Origin of the sequence: Microbacterium sp. WCS2018Hpa-9 (assembly GCF_031843745.1) — a bacterium.
In the GTDB taxonomy this organism is placed as follows: Bacteria; Actinomycetota; Actinomycetes; order Actinomycetales; family Microbacteriaceae; genus Microbacterium.
In genome coordinates, this window is record NZ_JAVTIY010000001.1 from 495,767 (window position 1) to 511,712 (window position 15,946).

The 15,946-nt window shown below is 67.4% G+C and carries 12 protein-coding genes; 4 read left to right on the top strand and 8 right to left on the bottom strand.

Annotated features, from left to right (window positions below):
- Window positions 1–154 precede the first annotated feature (154 nt).
- The 4 genes from rbfA to nusA form a co-directional block, all read right to left on the bottom strand.
- Window positions 155–589 (bottom strand): 30S ribosome-binding factor RbfA, encoded by a 435-nt coding sequence (rbfA, locus tag RQG82_RS02580; RefSeq protein WP_311257556.1) that lies wholly within the window; start codon window positions 587–589, stop codon window positions 155–157.
- Window positions 590–660: 71 nt separating this feature from the next.
- Window positions 661–3,516 carry a translation initiation factor IF-2 gene (gene infB / locus RQG82_RS02585; protein ID WP_311257557.1) on the bottom strand — a complete coding sequence of 952 codons (2,856 nt, stop codon included), beginning with the start codon at window positions 3,514–3,516 and terminating at the stop codon, window positions 661–663.
- A 95-nt stretch (window positions 3,517–3,611) separates the two neighbouring features.
- Complete coding sequence (locus tag RQG82_RS02590) at window positions 3,612–3,866, bottom strand: YlxR family protein (RefSeq protein ID WP_311257558.1); 255 nt, start codon at window positions 3,864–3,866, stop codon at window positions 3,612–3,614.
- Between the two features lie 59 nt (window positions 3,867–3,925).
- Window positions 3,926–4,909 (bottom strand): transcription termination factor NusA, encoded by a 984-nt coding sequence (nusA, locus tag RQG82_RS02595; RefSeq protein WP_311257559.1) that lies wholly within the window; start codon window positions 4,907–4,909, stop codon window positions 3,926–3,928.
- A 131-nt stretch (window positions 4,910–5,040) separates the two neighbouring features.
- Here nusA and RQG82_RS02600 point away from each other — a divergent pair, with 131 nt between their 5' ends.
- Entirely contained in the window at window positions 5,041–6,399 is a 1,359-nt protein-coding gene (locus RQG82_RS02600; RefSeq protein ID WP_311257560.1) for an FAD-dependent oxidoreductase, read from the top strand.
- 19 nt (window positions 6,400–6,418) lie between these two features.
- On the opposite strand, the gene RQG82_RS02605 is transcribed toward RQG82_RS02600, so the two are convergent.
- Window positions 6,419–8,464, bottom strand: a complete 2,046-nt coding sequence (locus RQG82_RS02605; RefSeq protein WP_311257561.1) for a PhoX family phosphatase — start codon at window positions 8,462–8,464, stop codon at window positions 6,419–6,421.
- A gap of 78 nt (window positions 8,465–8,542) precedes the next feature.
- A complete protein-coding gene (locus tag RQG82_RS02610) occupies window positions 8,543–9,583 on the bottom strand; it encodes a TIGR00730 family Rossman fold protein (RefSeq protein ID WP_311257562.1) in 1,041 nt (346 codons plus the stop codon).
- 124 nt (window positions 9,584–9,707) lie between these two features.
- Here RQG82_RS02610 and RQG82_RS02615 point away from each other — a divergent pair, with 124 nt between their 5' ends.
- On the top strand, window positions 9,708–10,211 hold the full coding sequence (locus RQG82_RS02615) for a pyridoxamine 5'-phosphate oxidase family protein (RefSeq protein WP_311257563.1): 504 nt from the start codon (window positions 9,708–9,710) through the stop codon (window positions 10,209–10,211).
- Between the two features lie 101 nt (window positions 10,212–10,312).
- Here RQG82_RS02615 and RQG82_RS02620 read toward each other — a convergent pair whose 3' ends face one another.
- Window positions 10,313–12,070: a proline--tRNA ligase gene (locus RQG82_RS02620; RefSeq protein ID WP_311257564.1), complete on the bottom strand. Its 1,758-nt coding sequence runs from the start codon at window positions 12,068–12,070 to the stop codon at window positions 10,313–10,315.
- Window positions 12,071–12,112: 42 nt separating this feature from the next.
- Window positions 12,113–12,883 (bottom strand): isocitrate lyase/phosphoenolpyruvate mutase family protein, encoded by a 771-nt coding sequence (locus tag RQG82_RS02625; protein ID WP_311257565.1) that lies wholly within the window; start codon window positions 12,881–12,883, stop codon window positions 12,113–12,115.
- 263 nt (window positions 12,884–13,146) lie between these two features.
- Here RQG82_RS02625 and RQG82_RS02630 point away from each other — a divergent pair, with 263 nt between their 5' ends.
- Both RQG82_RS02630 and RQG82_RS02635 read left to right on the top strand, forming a co-directional pair.
- Window positions 13,147–14,424, top strand: a complete 1,278-nt coding sequence (locus RQG82_RS02630) for a DUF222 domain-containing protein (RefSeq protein ID WP_311257566.1) — start codon at window positions 13,147–13,149, stop codon at window positions 14,422–14,424.
- A 98-nt stretch (window positions 14,425–14,522) separates the two neighbouring features.
- Window positions 14,523–15,938, top strand: a complete 1,416-nt coding sequence (locus RQG82_RS02635) for an RNB domain-containing ribonuclease (protein WP_311257567.1) — start codon at window positions 14,523–14,525, stop codon at window positions 15,936–15,938.
- Window positions 15,939–15,946: the final 8 nt, after the last annotated feature.

Below are 15,946 nucleotides of genomic sequence, written 5' to 3' on the forward strand. Positions count from 1 at the left end.
GTCATCGAGGATCTCCTCGACGACCGCGGGTGCGACCGAGGTCGCCCCGTGCGCGCGCGAAAAATCGATGCCGAACCCCCCAGTCCCCGCGGGCGATCGCCCGTTGAGCTGAGGTTATCAAGACACTCCGACGCCCAGACGAGGGCGCCGATATTCAGGACTTCGTGTCGTCGTCGTCTTCGCGGAGGTACGGGTCTGCGTCGCCCGCGTGCGATGCGGACGATGCGAGCTTCGCCACCTCGGCGTCGCGCTGCTGCGCTTCGCGGAGGAGAGCCGAGATGTGATCGGCGTTCTCCGGCAGAGCGTCGGGGATGAACTCGAGCGTCGGCACAAGGCGCGTGCTGAGCTGCTTCCCGACCTCGCTGCGCAGCATTCCGGTGGCGGAGGTCAAAGCCTCGCCGCTGGAGAGACGCTCCTCTTCGGTGCCGAGGACCGTGTAGAAGACCGAGGCGTGCTGCAGGTCACCAGTGACACGGACGTCCGTGATCGTGACGAAGCCGAGGCGCGGGTCTCGCAACCCCTTCTCGAGCCGCTCTGCAAGGATCACTCGAATGCGATCGGCCAGACGGGCCTGTCGTTCACCAGCCATTGTTCTCTCCCTCTACGTGCTCTTCGGGCGAGGGTGCATCACGCACCCTCGCCCGAAGATATCGAACTCGATCAGCCGCGAGGCTTCTCGATCAGTTCTGTCGTCTCGATCTCGTCACCGATCTGGATGTCGTTGAACTTGCCGAGGCCGATACCGGCCTCGTAGTCCGTACGCACCTCGGTGACGTCGTCCTTGAAGCGACGCAGCGACTCGATGGCGAGGCCATCGGCGATGACCACACCGTCGCGGATGACGCGAGCCTTGGCGTTTCGCGTGATCGTTCCCGATCGCACGATGACACCGGCGATGTTGCCGAACTTCGAGGAGCGGAACACCTCGCGGATCTCGGCGACACCCGACTGGACCTCTTCGTACTCCGGCTTGAGCATGCCCTTGAGCGAGCTCTCGACCTCGTCGATCGCGTTGTAGATCACCGAGTAGAACCGGATGTCCACACCCTCACGCTGAGCACGCTCGCGCGCCTTCGTGTCGGGGCGGACGTTGAAGCCCACGATGATCGCGTTGTCGATCGTCGCGAGGTTGACGTCGGACTCCGTGATCGCACCGACACCGCGGTGGATGATGCGGAGCTGCACCGAGTCATCGACCTCGATCTTGAGCAGCGACTCCTCGAGTGCCTCGACGGCACCGGAGACGTCACCCTTGATGATGAGGTTGAGCGACTCGACCTTGCCCTCTTCGAGAGCACGGGTGAAGTCCTCGAGCGAGATGCGCTTGCGGGCCTTGGCCAGCTGGGCGTTGCGCTCGACTGCTTCACGCTTCTCAGCGATCTGGCGGGCCATGCGGTCTTCTTCGGTGACGATGAAGACATCGCCTGCACGCGGCACCGAGTTCAGACCCTGCACCTGCACCGGACGCGACGGGTAGGCCTCGAGGACCTGCTCGCCGTTCTCGTCTGCCATCGCACGCACACGACCGTAAGCCGTTCCTGCGACGATCGCGTCACCGATCCGAAGCGTTCCGGACTGGATCAGCACCGTGGCGATGGATCCGCGGCCCTTGTCGAGCTTCGCCTCGATGGCGACACCGCGAGCGGCCTTGTTCGGGTTGGCCGTGAGGTCGAGACCCGCGTCAGCCGTGAGCAGCACAGCGTCCAGGAGTTCCTGGATGCCGGTGTTCGCCCGAGCCGAGACGTCGACAAACATGACGTCTCCGCCATACTCCTCTGCGACCAGACCGTACTCGGTGAGCTGCTGACGAACCTTGGCCGGGTTGGCGTCGGGCTTGTCGACCTTGTTCACCGCGACCACGATCGGCACGTTCGCCGCCTGGGCGTGGTTCAGCGCCTCGACCGTCTGCGGCATGATGCCGTCGTCGGCTGCGACCACGAGGATCGCGAGGTCTGTGACCTGCGCTCCACGAGCACGCATGGCGGTGAACGCCTCGTGACCCGGGGTGTCGATGAAGGTGATGGCTCGTTCGAAGCCTTCGTGCTCCGTCCACACCTGGTACGCACCGATGTGCTGCGTGATTCCGCCGGCCTCACCGTCGATGACGTTGGTCTGGCGGATGGCGTCGAGCAGTCGGGTCTTACCGTGGTCGACGTGACCCATGACCGTGACGACGGGAGGACGGATCTCGAGGTCGTCCTCGCTCTCCTCCTCGAGCTCCTGCGCGAGGTTGAGACCGAAGCCCTCGAGGAGCTCCTTGTCTTCGTCCTCGGGCGAGACCATCTGGATCTTGTAACCGAGCTCGGCACCCAGGACCTCGAACGTCGCCTCATCCAGCGACTCGGTGGCCGTTGCCATCTCGCCGAGGTTGAAGAGGATCGTCACGAGGGTTCCGGGCTGAACCGTGTAGCCGGTCAGCGTCTCGATCTTGTCGGCGAAGTCCGCGATCGACGCACCACGGCGCATGCGGATGATCTCGCCGTTGCCGCGGGTGACGTTGACGCCACCGACGACCGGGGCGCTCCGCATCTCGAACTCTTGCCGCTTCGCCCGCCGCGACTTGCGCTGCTTGCTCTTGCCGCCGCCCTTACCGAAGGCACCTGCGGTACCTCCACCAGGACCACGACCGCGACCGCCGCCACCACCGGGGCGACCTGCGAAGCCACCGCCGGGACGTGCGCCGGGACCGGCACCGGGTCCACCGGCACCGCCGGGACGACCGGGGCCGCCGGGACGCTGCTGGAACGGCGCACCACCGGGACGACCACCCTGACCGCCGCGCGGAGCGCCGGGACGGGGGGAACCGGGACGAGGTGCACCCGGACGCGGGGCGCCGGGACGCGGAGCCTGCGGACGCGGGATGTTGCCTGGCGTCGGACTCGGCCGCTGGCCCATGCCCTGCGCCGAGGCGAAGGGGTTGTTACCTGGGCGCGGACCTGCCGGACGCTGGCCCATGCCCTGCGCCGACGAGAACGGGTTGTTGCCCGGACGCGGTGCGCCGGGCTTCGGTGCGCCGCCGTCGTTCGACTTGGACGCAGCGAAGTCGGACGTGGCCTCTGCCGAAGCAGCGGTCTCGGCCGGAGCCTCCGTGGCCGGGGCGGGAGCCTCAGGAGCCGGAGCGGCGACGGGCTCTTCCGGCGCGGGGGCCGGCTTGGGTCCGGGCTTGGGCCCGGGAGTCGGTCCGCCGGTCTTGGCAGCACCGGCCTTGGCAGCACCGGGGGTTGCTGCATCGGTCTTCGCTGCACCGGGATTTGAGGCACCGGGCTTTGCTGCACCGGGCTTTGCTGCACCGGGCTTCGCAGCACCGGTCTTGGCCGCAGCGGGAGCCGTGTCAGCGGATGCCTTCAGTGAGGCGTCCGATTCGATGGCAGCGCGAAGCTTGCGCGCCACCGGCGGTTCGATGGTCGAAGAGGGGCTCTTGACGAACTCTCCGAGTTCCTTGAGCTTTGCAAGTGCGATCTTGCTGTCGACGCCGAGTTCGGCGGCGATCTCGTGTACGCGTGGTTTACCAGCCACAATTCTCCTGTCTGGGGTCGGTCCACCCAGACAGGGCAGACCACTAGTCGCGGACGGGTCTCATTTCGAGCCGTTCACTTTGTTTCCATAGCCGTTCAGCCTTTGTTTCTTGGTGGGTATTGTTCGATGATCCGCGTATCCAGATTGCCGGATACGCGAAGTGCTCGGCCGAAAGCTCGGCGCCGCAGGGCGGCATCCATGCATTCCGGTGTCGGATGCACCCACGCGCCTCGCCCTGGCAGAACGCTTCTCTCATCGATGATGAGGATGTCGTTCTGGGACACCACTCTGAGAAGAGCGGCGCGGGGAGCACGCGTGCGACAGCCGACGCACGTTCGTACGGGTTCCATCTTACACCTGTGTTCCCGTCCGACTCACGCGACGGGCGCGAGTCGGACGTGAGGAGGGGTCAGTCCAGGACGCTGTCGGGCTGGATGTCGATCTTCGCGCCGGTGAGCTTCGCAGCCAGACGAGCGTTCTGACCCTCCTTGCCGATGGCGAGGGAGAGCTGATAGTCGGGCACCAGTGCACGCACGGCCCTGGTGTTCGCGTCGAGGATGAACGCGCTGGTCACCTTGGCGGGCGACAGGGCGTTCGCGACGAAGGCGGCGAGCTCCGGATCGTGATCGACGATGTCGATCTTCTCGCCTGCGAGCTCCTCGGTGACGGCGCGCACACGGCGCCCCATCTCTCCGATGCAGGCGCCCTTGGCGTTGATCGCCGGGTCGTTGGCCCGGACGGCGATCTTCGTGCGGTGTCCGGCCTCGCGGGCCAGCGACACGATCTCGACGAGACCTGCGGCGATCTCAGGCACCTCGAGGGCGAACAGCTTGCGGACGAGACCGGGGTGCGTGCGCGAGACGGTGATCTGCGGCCCCTTGAGGCCCTTCGCGACGCTGGTCACGTACACGCGAAGGCGCGACCCGTGGGTGTACTCCTCGCCCGGCACCTGCTCCTCAGGAGGGAGGATCGCCTCGACGGCTCCGAGGTCGACATGGATCATGCGGGGGTTCGGCCCCTGCTGGATCACGCCGGCGACGATGTCGCCTTCCTTGTCCTTGAAGTCGCCGAGCACGACGTCATCCGCGATGTCGCGCAGACGCTGGCTGATGACCTGCTTCGCGGCGAAGGCGGCGATCCGGCCGAAGTCATCCGGCGTGGCATCCTCTTCGCCGATGATCGCGCCCTCTTCGTCCTTGACGACCTGCAGCACGGCGACGTGCCCGGTGCGACGATCGAGGTCGACGCGGACGCCCTCGGGAGTGGCTCCGTCTGCGGAGACATGCTTGGAGTAGGCGGTCAGGATGGCCTGTTCGATGATCGAGACCAGCTCATCGAAGGGGATCGCCTTCTCCTTCTCGATCCCACGCAGCAGACTCAGTTCGATATCCATGACGACTCCCTATTCAGCTCTCGTCGCGCGGGTGTGCACGCGCGACATCCGTACCACGATACCCTGTGCCCACCGCCTGTCGCCACGAAGGCGGCCGCACCGACGCGGTGCCGAGCGCGCAGGAGGACTCAGTGACGACGTACGACACGATCGTGATCGGGGCAGGGATGTCCGGGGTGACGGCGGCTCGCATGCTCGCCGACGCCGGAGCGGACGTCGTCGTCCTCGAGGCGAGGGATCGCGTCGGCGGCCGGATGCACACCGATCGCACTGCAGGCTTCCCCGTCGATCTCGGCGCGTCGTGGGTGCACGGCATCGAGAGCTCCGAACTGTGGGACCTCGTGCAGACGCTCGGGATCCCGACGCTCGAGTACACCGTCGGCAGCTTCCAGGCCGGAGGGCGGCCGATCGAGAATTTCGACGGCGACGGCAGGCCGATGGATGCCGCGCGCACCTCTCAGTGGGTCTCCGACGTCGAGGAGGCCGATCGTCTGCTTGTCGAGGAGATCGAGCGGTCGTCCCCCGGTGACACCTATCTCGATGTCACCGAGCGCGCGCTCGACCGCACCGGCTTCGATCCTGAGCGCATCGACGAGATCAGGGAGTTCTTCCGTCATCGCGTCGAAGAGCAGTGCGGAGCATGGATCGGCGACCTCGATGCGCACGGGCTGGACGAGGACGCGATCGACGGCGACGAGGTCATCTTCCCGCACGGCTACGACGAGCTTCCCCGGCGCATCGCCGCCGAGCTCGACATCCGCCTGGGTCACGTAGTAACCCGAATCGCACGCACGGATGCCGGAGTCACGGTATCGACCGACAACGGTGAGTTCTCCGCGCGGAGTGCGCTGGTCACCGTGCCGCTGGGCGTGCTCAAGGCGGGGTCGATCGACTTCACCCCTCCCCTGCCCGACGCTGTCGCTGGGCCGATCGCCCGACTGGGCATGGGGGTGTTCAACAAGGTCTTCATCCAGTTCCCGGAACGCTTCTGGAACGAGGACAGCTATGTCGTGCGAGCCCTCGGCGAGGCCGGCGAGCATTGGCACTCCTGGTACGACGTGTCTGCCGTGAGCGGGCGTCCCACATTGCTGACGTTCGCAGCCGGTCCGTTCGGCCGCAGGATGCAGGAGCTGTCCGATGACGAGATCGTCGCGGATGTCGTCGGCGCTCTTCGCGTGCTCTACCCCGATGCCGTCGGCGAGCCGATCGCTCACTGGATCACCCGCTGGGGGCACGACGCGTTCTCGAACGGCTCTTACTCGCATCTCGCGCTCGGCTCGTCCCACCACGATCATGACGAGCTCGCGGGGCCTGTCGACGGAGTGCTGCATTTCGCCGGCGAAGCGACCTGGGGCGACGAGCCGGCGACCGTGGGTGCGGCCTTCTACTCAGGTCACCGCGCGGCGGAGCGGATTCTCGGACACGACGTCGACGCGAGCCGCTTCGCCGAGCGCGTGGCAGCTCGTGCCGTCGCCGCCCCTCGCGGTTGAGCGGCGACCGCCTCCGGGGTCAACGACGGTAGGCCTGCACGACGGCGGGACGCGGCGCGTTCGGAACATCACCGGGCGCGTCCGAGCCGTAATCGGGGAACAGGGAGTTCGGCGCATCGAACGTCCCATCCTCCCCCGGGTGCTGCACGGCGACGAAGACGAGCCCCTCCTTGTCATGGATCACGGGACCGCAGGTCTCGGCATCACGCGGCACCGCGAGGAACTGCTGCACGTGTCCGCGTTCGGGTCCGGTGAGGGGCACCTTGAAGAGACCGTCAGCGAGGCCGATGGTGCTCGGAGCGCCGTCGGTCGAGATCCAGAGATCCCCCGCGGAGTCGAAGGCCAGATTGTCGGGACAGGAGATGGGCGAGACCGATTCCTTGGGGAACCCGGCGAAGTACGCGTTGTCGAACGTCCCAGGGTCACCGCACAGCAGCAGGACGCTCCAGCCGAACGAGGTCCCGCTGTGGCCCTTCGTCTCGGTGAGTTCCAGCACGTGACCGTAGCGGTTTCCCGTCACCGGGTTCGCTTCGTCGACGGCCGTGCGGCTGGAGTTGTTGGTCAGCGCGACGTAGACCTTGCCGCTGGTCGGGCTCGGTTGCACGTCCTCAGGGCGATCCATCTTCGTCGCGCCGACAGCATCCGCGGCAAGTCGCGTGTAGACGAGCACCTGCTCCGTCGTGAAGCCGGGGACCGCGCTTCGGCCGTTCCGCGTGAGAGCAATCCAAGTCCCTGTGCCGTCGAACGCGCCGTCCGCAGGCAGTGCACCTGATCCGGTGATCTCCGTCGCCGGAGAGTTGCCTGCGAACTTCGCCACGTAGATGTCGCCCTCGCTCAAAAGGGAGAGGTTCTTCTTGCGGGAACCCGAGATGCGGTTCTTCGAGACGAACTTGTACAGGTAGTCGTTGCGCTCGTCATCACCCATGTATGCGACGACGCGACCGTCGGAGGCGACGTGCACATTCGCGCCCTCGTGCTTGAAGCGCCCCATCGCCGTATGCTTGCGCGGGGTGGAGGTCGGGTCCTGCGGGTCGATCTCGACGATGTACCCGAAGCGGTTCGGCTCGTTCACGAAAGCGGGGTCATGGGCGTTGAAGCGCGGGTCATACGACTCCCAGCCCGTGGAGGTCGTCGTGGTGCTCGAAGCGCTGTACCGTCTCTGCTCGGTCGTGTCGGCAGCCCAGGCGAAGTATCCGTTGAAGTTCTCCTCGCCCGAGAGGATCGTTCCCCACGGAGTGGTCCCGCCGGCGCAGTTCCCGAGAGTTCCGTGGACCCACCGGCCTTCCGGGTCTGCCGCCGTCTTGACGAGATCCGAACCCGCGGCAGGACCCGTCAGCTCGAACACCGTCTCGACGGTGATGCGTCGGTTACGGCGCCCGTCGACGACGTAGGTCCACGGGTCGCCGACGCGTCGGCGACGGATGTCGACCACCGACATCCCCTGGGCCGCCTTGTAGACGTCGCCTCGCCGACGGAGCTCGGCCCGGTCGGTCGTCGGCGGGAACATGATGCCGGGGTTCACGTATTCATGATTGTTGACCAGGACCCCGGTCTTGCCACTCGGATCCGGGACGATGTCGAGATAGTCGCTGTTGTAGCCGAACTGACCGGCCTGCGCCTGCGGCGACTGGGCCGCGAGGTCGAAGGTCGGAGTCGTGGAGAAGAGCGGGTCTCCCCAGCGGATCAGGGGCGCCCAGGTGAATCCCTCAGGAACCGTGAGCGCGTCGATGTCTGCGGAGACCGGGGCGATGGCGGTGAAGGAGAGCCCGGCAGTCCCCGGCTTTCCGAGTCCGACCGACCCGGCTCCGGCCGCCGCCGGTGCCGACACGGGCGCTGAGCGGTCCGCTCCGACCGCGATCGCCACGGCTGCGGCCGCCCCCAGACCGAACAGCGCGCGCCGCGAGAAGACCGCGGATGCGATCGAACGGAAGTCGTCGTTCGACGACGTGTTGCATTCCGGCCCCAGACACGCGTTCGCGCACTTGAGTTCGCAGGTGACCGACGAGCGCTTGCCACGCGCATGCCCGATCAACGGGAGCCGGTTCCGAGTGTCGTCCACAGCCATCTGATCCTCCTCGACAGGGTGCAGTCAGGATCGTCGGCACAGATGACGGCAGGGTTAATGCCGAGTGAACCCCCGGCATCACATCTCGGGAGCGGAATCCAGCGAGTTGATCGCACCGATCAGGCGGAAGAGACCGCCGACCTGACGCTGATTGAGGTGCAGGGCGAGACGAGGAAGATGCAGCAGATCATCGTCGGCGACTTCCGGTGACCGCGCAGCAGTCCGCTCGATTCGCCCGCTCGCCAGCATCCCGGCGAACCGGTCGTTCAGTTCCTCGAGCTCTGCATCTGTCGGGGCGGCCCGCAGTCTGAGCACGAGCGAATCCCCCACCCAGCGCAGCGAGTCGTAGTTGCGCCAGAACCCTGCGATCACCGCCGCAGCCGACTCGACGGAGTCGGTGATGACGACGCGGTCGAAGTCGCCCTCGGAGATCACACCCGTGGGCGCCAGATCCTCGTCGATGAACCGCTTGAGCCCGTTCCAGAAGGTGCCGCCCGGCTCGTCGAGCAAGACGATCGGCGTCGGCTCGGCCTTGCCGGTCTGCTGCAACGTGAGCAGCTCGAACATCTCGTCGAGCGTGCCGAACCCGCCGGGCAGGCAGATGAAGCCGCTGGATTCCTTGATGAGCATCAGCTTGCGGGTGAAGAAGTACTTCATCGCCACGACGTGCTCGCTCGCCGCGATCAGGCTGTTGGCCTTCTCCTCGAACGGCAGCCGGATCGACACCCCGAGTGAGAGCGCGGGCCCCGCACCCTCCGCCGCAGCCTGCATGATTCCCGGCCCCGCACCGGTGACGACCATCCACCCATCCGCTGCGAGAGCGGCGGCGACGTCACGGGCCTGGACGTAGAGCGGGTCATCGTGGCGGGTCCGCGCCGAACCGAAGACCGTGACCTTGGGCACGCCCTCGAACGGAGCGAACAGCCGGAAGGCGTCTCGCATCTCAGCGAGGGCAGCGGAGGCGATCTTGAGGTCGAGACGGTTCGTGCCGTCCTCACCCAGCAGTACCGCCGTGCGCATCATGCGCATGACCAGCCTGCGGTCGGTCTTCACCCCGGCCTCGTCGAGGACGTTGTTGATCTCGGCACTCAGCGATTCCGGCAGTGGTTCGTCGGTCATACCCTCAGCCTGTCACGAGGGCGTCTCGAGCGGGTCTACGCAACGCCGCCCGATGCGCCGACCACGCGTATGGGCCGGTGTCAACGCCCGTGCAAAGTCGGGGCCGCTGCGCCACAGTGGCCGCATGACAGAGATCACTGGACCGGAAGCACTCGCGCGCGTGACCGAGCTCGTCGAGGACATCGACTTCACGATGCTGACAACGATCGACGACGACGGCAACCTGGTGAGCAGGCCGATGTCGACCCGGCAGATGGACGATGCCGGAGACATCTGGTTCTTCACCGCGGAAGACACCGAGAAGGTCGAAGAGGCCCGCAAGCATCACGATGTCGGCCTCGCGTACTGCGACGCAAAGGGCATGAGATATGTCTCGGTCGCGGGCAAGGCGACGCTCGTGCACGACCGGACGAAGATGGAGGAGCTCTACTCCCCCTCGCTCGAGATCTGGTTCGCCGACGGACTCGACACACCGGGAATCGCACTGCTCAAGGTGACCCCCACCGTGGTGGAGTTCTGGGAGCCGGCGAAGGGCAAGATCGCGATGGCGGCGGGTGCCCTGAAGTCCCTCGTGACCCGGGACACCCCCGACGACGACATCATGAACCACGGCTACATCGTCTGCTGACGACAGCCGCCCGGGCGCTCGCCTGCGCAGGCGGATCCGCACCACGCACGAACGCCGCGCACCGTGTCAGTCACACGGGCGCGGCGTTCTGTGAGCGTGGCTCAGCGGCGGGTCAGGCGTTCGATGACCTCGGCGACCGACACCGTCTCGCGAGCACCTGTGCTGCGGTCCCACAGCTCGACCTGGCCCTCTGCGGCGCCACGGCCGACGATGACGATCTTCGGTACGCCGACGAGCTCCGCGTCACCGAACTTCACTCCGGGCGAGACCTTCGGACGGTCGTCGTAGAGCACATCGAGTCCTGCGGATTCGAGCTGCGCTGACAGATCGGCCGCGACATCGAAGGCGACCTGGTCGCGGCCGGCTGCGACGACCTGCACATCGAAGGGCGCGACGGATGCGGGCCAGATGAGACCCTTCTCGTCGTTGTGCAGCTCGGCGATGATCGCGAGGATGCGCGTGATGCCGATGCCGTACGAGCCCATCGTGACCGTGACGAGCTTGCCGTTCTCGTTGAGGACCTTGAGCCCGAGGGCTTCGGCATACTTGCGACCGAGCTGGAAGACGTGGCCGATCTCCATGCCGCGAGCGAGCTCGACCGGGCCGGACCCGTCGGGTGCGGGATCTCCCGCCCGGACGTTCGCGATCTCGACGATGCCGTCCGCGAAGAAGTCCCGACCTGCCACGACCGAGTGCGCATGCTTCTGATCGACGTTCGCGCCCGTGATCCAGCTGGTGCCCTCGCTCACGCGGGGGTCGACCAGATAGCGGATGCCGGTCGCGGACTCTTCGCCCAGCACGGCTCCCGTGGGCGACCACGGTCCGATGTAGCCCTTCACGAGCAGCGGGTTGTTCTCGAAGTCGTCGGCGGTGGCGGTCTCGACCTCGGCCGGTGCGAAGGCGACCTCTGCGCGCTTCTCGTCGACCTCGCGGTCGCCCGGGATGCCCACGACGACCAGCTCGCGCGTTCCGTCGAGGTGGGTCAGGGCGAGCACGACGTTCTTGAGTGTGTCGGCAGCCGAGTACTCGCCGTCCAGGTGCGCGTTCGTGTGTGCGACGAGCGTCTCGATCGTGGGCGTGTTCGGTGAGTCGAAGATGACCGGGGATGCGTCGGCATCGAAGGCGACGGCGTCGGGAACCGCGGTCGTGAACGCCTCGACGTTGGCGGCGTAGCCGCCGGCGCTGCGCACGAACGTGTCCTCACCGACGGGGGTCGGGTGGAGGAACTCCTCGCTGCGCGAACCGCCCATCGCCCCGGCATCCGCCTGGACGATCACGTACTCGAGACCGAGGCGCTGGAAGATGCGCTCGTAGGCATCACGCTGCGCCTGGTAGCTGACCTCGAGTCCGGCGTCCGAGGAGTCGAAGGAGTAGGCGTCCTTCATCGTGAACTCGCGGCCGCGGAGCAGGCCCGCCCGGGGGCGAGCCTCGTCACGGTACTTGTCCTGGATCTGATAGATCGTCAGGGGCAGATCCTTGTACGACGAGTAGAGGTCCTTCACGAGCAGCGTGAACGCCTCCTCGTGCGTCGGCGCGAGCAGGTAGTCGCCGCCCTTGCGATCCTGGAGACGGAAGAGAAGATCGCCGTACTCGTCCCAGCGCCCGGTCGCCTCATACGACTCGCGCGGCATCAGGGCCGGGAAATGCACTTCCTGCGCACCGGCGGCACCCATCTCCTCCCGCACGACGGCCTCGATCTTGGCCTTCACGCGCAGCCCGAGAGGGAGCCACGCGAAGATGCCGGCCGCCTGCGGTCGGATGTACCCGGCGCGGATCAGCAGCCGGTGGCTGGCGACCTCTGCGCCTGCAGGGTCTTCGCGGAGTGTGCGGAGGAAGAAATTCGAGAGACGAGTGACCACGGGCCAAGTCTACTGACCGGTGGTCACTCGTTTCGCGGTGGGTCAGTTGAGCGCGGGGAGGCCGTTCGGGATCACGCCGCCTGCATACAGGCTGGCGGCGAGCTCCTGGACCGCGGTGAGCGCCACGCGCTGCGGAAGCGGGCCGTACGAGATGCGGGCGACTCCGAGCTTCTCGTACTCCGAGGCCGCGAGGGTTCCGGGAAGCCCGATCACGCTGAGCTTGCCTTCACCGAGGCCCTCGACGAGCTGTCGGGTGATGTTGGCGTCGAGCATGCCGGGCACGAACACCGCGGTGGCTCCGGCGTCGAGGAATGCTCGGCCTCGCTGAATAGCGTCCGCGACGCTTTCGGCGACGGGGCGGTGACCGGCGCGGACGAACGCGTCGGTGCGCGCGTTGAGCGCGAACGGAACGCCCTCGGCCTCCGCGGCCTTGACGATGGCCTCGACCGCCGCGACGGACTCATCGAACGGCTTGAGGCGATCTTCGATGTTGGCTCCCACCACGCCAGCGCCGATCGCGAGGCGCGTGGTCTCCCCCGCGTCGCCGTACCCGTCGTCGAGGTCGGCGGTCACCGGGACCGCGACGGAAACCGCGATGCGACCGACCATGTCGATCATGATGTCCCTGGGGATCGTGCCGTCCTCGAATCCGAACGAGGCGGCGATGCCGTGACCGGCAGTCGCGATCGCCTTCGTCTCGGGGAGCTTCGCGACAGCGCGGGCTGACACGACGTCCCACACATTCACGACGCGGAGGATCTCCGGGGCTTCATAGAGTCCGATCAGGGTCTTGGCCTTCGCAGCAGTGGTCATGCCCCCACGCTAACGCCCAGTATTCCGGTCTGGGTCGGACGGACACGCGAATCACAGGTTCTCGAGAGGAGCCGCAGTGCACCGATGGCCGTCAGGAGCGTTGCCTCCGGGTGCGCCGAGAGGTCTTGGCTGGCGGCCTTCATGGGGCAGCGCCCTCGTTCATTCCGGGATGCCGTTGTTCTGCGTCGAGGGCAGGGTTTTGGTCTCTGATCTGGGGTGGGAATGTCGGTGGTGGGTGGTGTGATGTGGGTATGACGGCATTGATGGACGCGACGGTTGAGCAGGTGGGTGCGCTGGGCGCGGTCGCTGAGATGCTCGTCGAGGTCGATCGGACGATCGGGTCGTTGCTGGCCGCGCGTGATGGTCTTCTCGCGCTCGGGTCGCGGATCGCGGTCGAGGCGGCCGGTCAGGCCGACGAACCGAGTGCTGATGGTGTCGATCTGGCGGTGCGGGCGGTGGCGGCGGAGTTCGGGGCGGCGCTGCGCGTGAGCGACCGGACGGTGCAGCGGCGGATGCTCGACGCGGAACTGGTGGTGTCGCGGTTCCCCCGGGTGTGGCAGGCGCAGGGTGCTGGTCTGATCAGCGCCGCGCATGCGCGGGTCATCGTCGATGCCGGGATGCACCTCGATGATGCGGCCGACCGTGACGCGTACGCGGGGCAGATGGTCGAGTTCGCGCAGACGGAGTCCCCGAACCGGGTGGGGCGGATGGCGCGGCGAGTCGCCGACCGGTTCCAGCGGCGCAGCCTCGACGATCGTCACAAGGACGCCCGCCGGGAGCGCGGGGTGTGGGTGAAAGACCGGGCAGACGGCATGGCCGAGCTGAGCGTCTTCGGCCCGGCCGCTCTCGTGCACGGTGCGTTCGACCGGGTCACCGCGATGGCGAAAGGCTCCTTTGCGGATTCGTCGAGCGACTCCCGCGCGGCGGCGGCCCAGGACCCGCGGACACTCGGGCAGGCCCGCTGCGATGTCGCCCTCGACCTGCTCCTCACCGGCGCACCGGCCGGCCACGGCACCGCCGACGCCCTGCTCGCCTCGATCACTGCGACCGTGACTGTCACCGTCCCCATGCTGTCGCTGATCGGCGTGAGCGCCGTCCCTGCCGAGCTGAACGGCCGCATCCCGATCGATATCCGCACCGCGCGTCTGCTCGCCGGCATGGCGTCCGGGTGGGATCGGATCCTCACCCATCCGATCACCGGCGCGCTGCTCGCCGTCGACCGTTACCGGCCCTCCGCCGCCCTGACACGGCACGTGAGAGCCCGCGATCAACGATGCCGATTCTCGACCTGCGGGCACGCCGCCCGAGACAGCGACCTCGACCACACCCGCGACCACGCCCTCGGCGGCACGACCACGGCCGACAACCTCGGCGTCCTGTGCCGCCGACACCACACCCTCAAACACCACACCCCCTGGCACGTCCAACACCACGACGACGACACCTTCGCCTGGACCAGTCCCACCGGCCAGGTCTACATCGACAAACCACCCGCACAGAACACCACCACCGTCACCGACGACGCCCTGCCGCCGTTCTGACCATCGGGCGACGGCGACGGCGACGGCGACGGCGACGGCGACGGCGAGCATGCCCGGCATCGGGCCGTCCTCTGCCCGCGGCGTCATAGTGTGGGGGCATGCCTCAGCGCCGATCGCACGTTGCCCCTTCAGCCGCGCAGACCGAACTCGCCGCGGCGCTCGCGGCGCTGAGAGAGTCCCTCGATGCACCCTCGGACTTCCCCGCCGCGGTCGTCGCCGAAGCAGAGGCCACGAAAATCGCGACTCCCGAGCTCGATCTGCGCGACATCCCCTTCGCCACGCTCGATCCGCTCGGGTCACGCGACCTCGACCAGGCGTTCCATCTCGAGCGTGAGGGCTCCGGCTACACGGTGCGCTACGCGATCGCCGATGTCCCCGGCTTCGTCGCGCCCGGCGGAGAGGTCGACGCAGAGACTCGGCGCCGTGGCCAGACGCTTTACGCCGCGGACGGCACGATCCCCCTGCATCCGAAGATTCTCAGCGAGGACCGCGCGTCGCTCCTGGCCGATGTGGATCGCCCTGCCCTCGTCTGGACGTTCGCGCTCGACTCGTCGGGCACCGTCACGGGCTTCCGGCTGGAGCGGGCTCTGATCCGGTCCCGCGCCCAGCTGGACTACGCCAGCGCCCAGGCCGCACTCGACCGCGGCGAAGGTGGTCCGGCGGCGCTGTTGCCCGAGATCGGCGCACTGCGGATCGAACAGGAGAAGATCCGCGGCGGCGCGAGCCTGAACCTCCCGGACGAGGAGGTGACGAGAGCGGCCGATGGCAGCTATGCGATCGAGCGCCGGCATCCTCTTCCCGTCGAGGAGTGGAACGCCCAGCTGTCCCTGATGACCGGTATGGCGGCGGCGTCGCTGATGCTGGACGCCGGCATCGGCATCCTTCGAACCATGCCGCAGCCCGACGAGAAGGCCTTCGACGCATTCCGCCATCAGACCGAGGCTCTCGGACGCCCGTGGACGACGGGACGATATGGCGACTATCTGCGCGACCTGGATCGCGCCGACCCGATGACGCTGCCCGTTCTCGAGGCAGCCGCGTCTCTGTTTCGTGGCGCCGGCTACGTGACGTTCGACGGCTCTGCCCCGAGCGACGCAGATCAGGCCGCGATTGCGGCGCCCTACGCCCACGCGACCGCTCCCCTGCGCCGTCTCGTCGATCGCTGGTCTCTCGAGATCTGCCTCGCGGTGTCCGAAGGTCGAGACGTGCCGGACTGGGTTCGAGAGTCGCTGCCCGATCTCCCTGCGCTGATGCAGAGTTCCGGGCAACGCGCGTCGAGACTCGATTCGGCGACGATCAACTGCGTCGAAGCCGCACTGCTCACCCCGTTCGTGGGCGGGACGGTCGAGGCGACGGTGATCGAGATACGCGGCGAGCGCGCGACGGTGCAGCTCGCGAACCCCGCCGTGACCGCGTCCGCACCTGTGCCCGCCGGAACAGAGCCAGGCGGACGCGTCTCCCTGCGTGTCGTCAGCACCGACATCGCCCGGGGCGAGATCGAGTTCGCCCTCTGACCCCTAGG

Excerpts from the sequence above, each read along its gene's own strand:
- rbfA (WP_311257556.1), bottom strand. The coding sequence starts at position 589 with ATGGCTGGTGAACGACAGGCCCGTCTGGCCGATCGCATTCGAGTGATC.
- RQG82_RS02590 (WP_311257558.1), bottom strand. The coding sequence starts at position 3,866 with ATGGAACCCGTACGAACGTGCGTCGGCTGTCGCACGCGTGCTCCCCGC.
- nusA (WP_311257559.1), bottom strand. The coding sequence starts at position 4,909 with ATGGATATCGAACTGAGTCTGCTGCGTGGGATCGAGAAGGAGAAGGCG.
- RQG82_RS02605 (WP_311257561.1), bottom strand. The coding sequence starts at position 8,464 with ATGGCTGTGGACGACACTCGGAACCGGCTCCCGTTGATCGGGCATGCG.
- RQG82_RS02610 (WP_311257562.1), bottom strand. The coding sequence starts at position 9,583 with ATGACCGACGAACCACTGCCGGAATCGCTGAGTGCCGAGATCAACAAC.
- RQG82_RS02615 (WP_311257563.1), top strand. The coding sequence starts at position 9,708 with ATGACAGAGATCACTGGACCGGAAGCACTCGCGCGCGTGACCGAGCTC.
- RQG82_RS02625 (WP_311257565.1), bottom strand. The coding sequence starts at position 12,883 with ATGACCACTGCTGCGAAGGCCAAGACCCTGATCGGACTCTATGAAGCC.
- RQG82_RS02630 (WP_311257566.1), top strand. The coding sequence starts at position 13,147 with ATGGACGCGACGGTTGAGCAGGTGGGTGCGCTGGGCGCGGTCGCTGAG.
- RQG82_RS02635 (WP_311257567.1), top strand. The coding sequence starts at position 14,523 with ATGCCTCAGCGCCGATCGCACGTTGCCCCTTCAGCCGCGCAGACCGAA.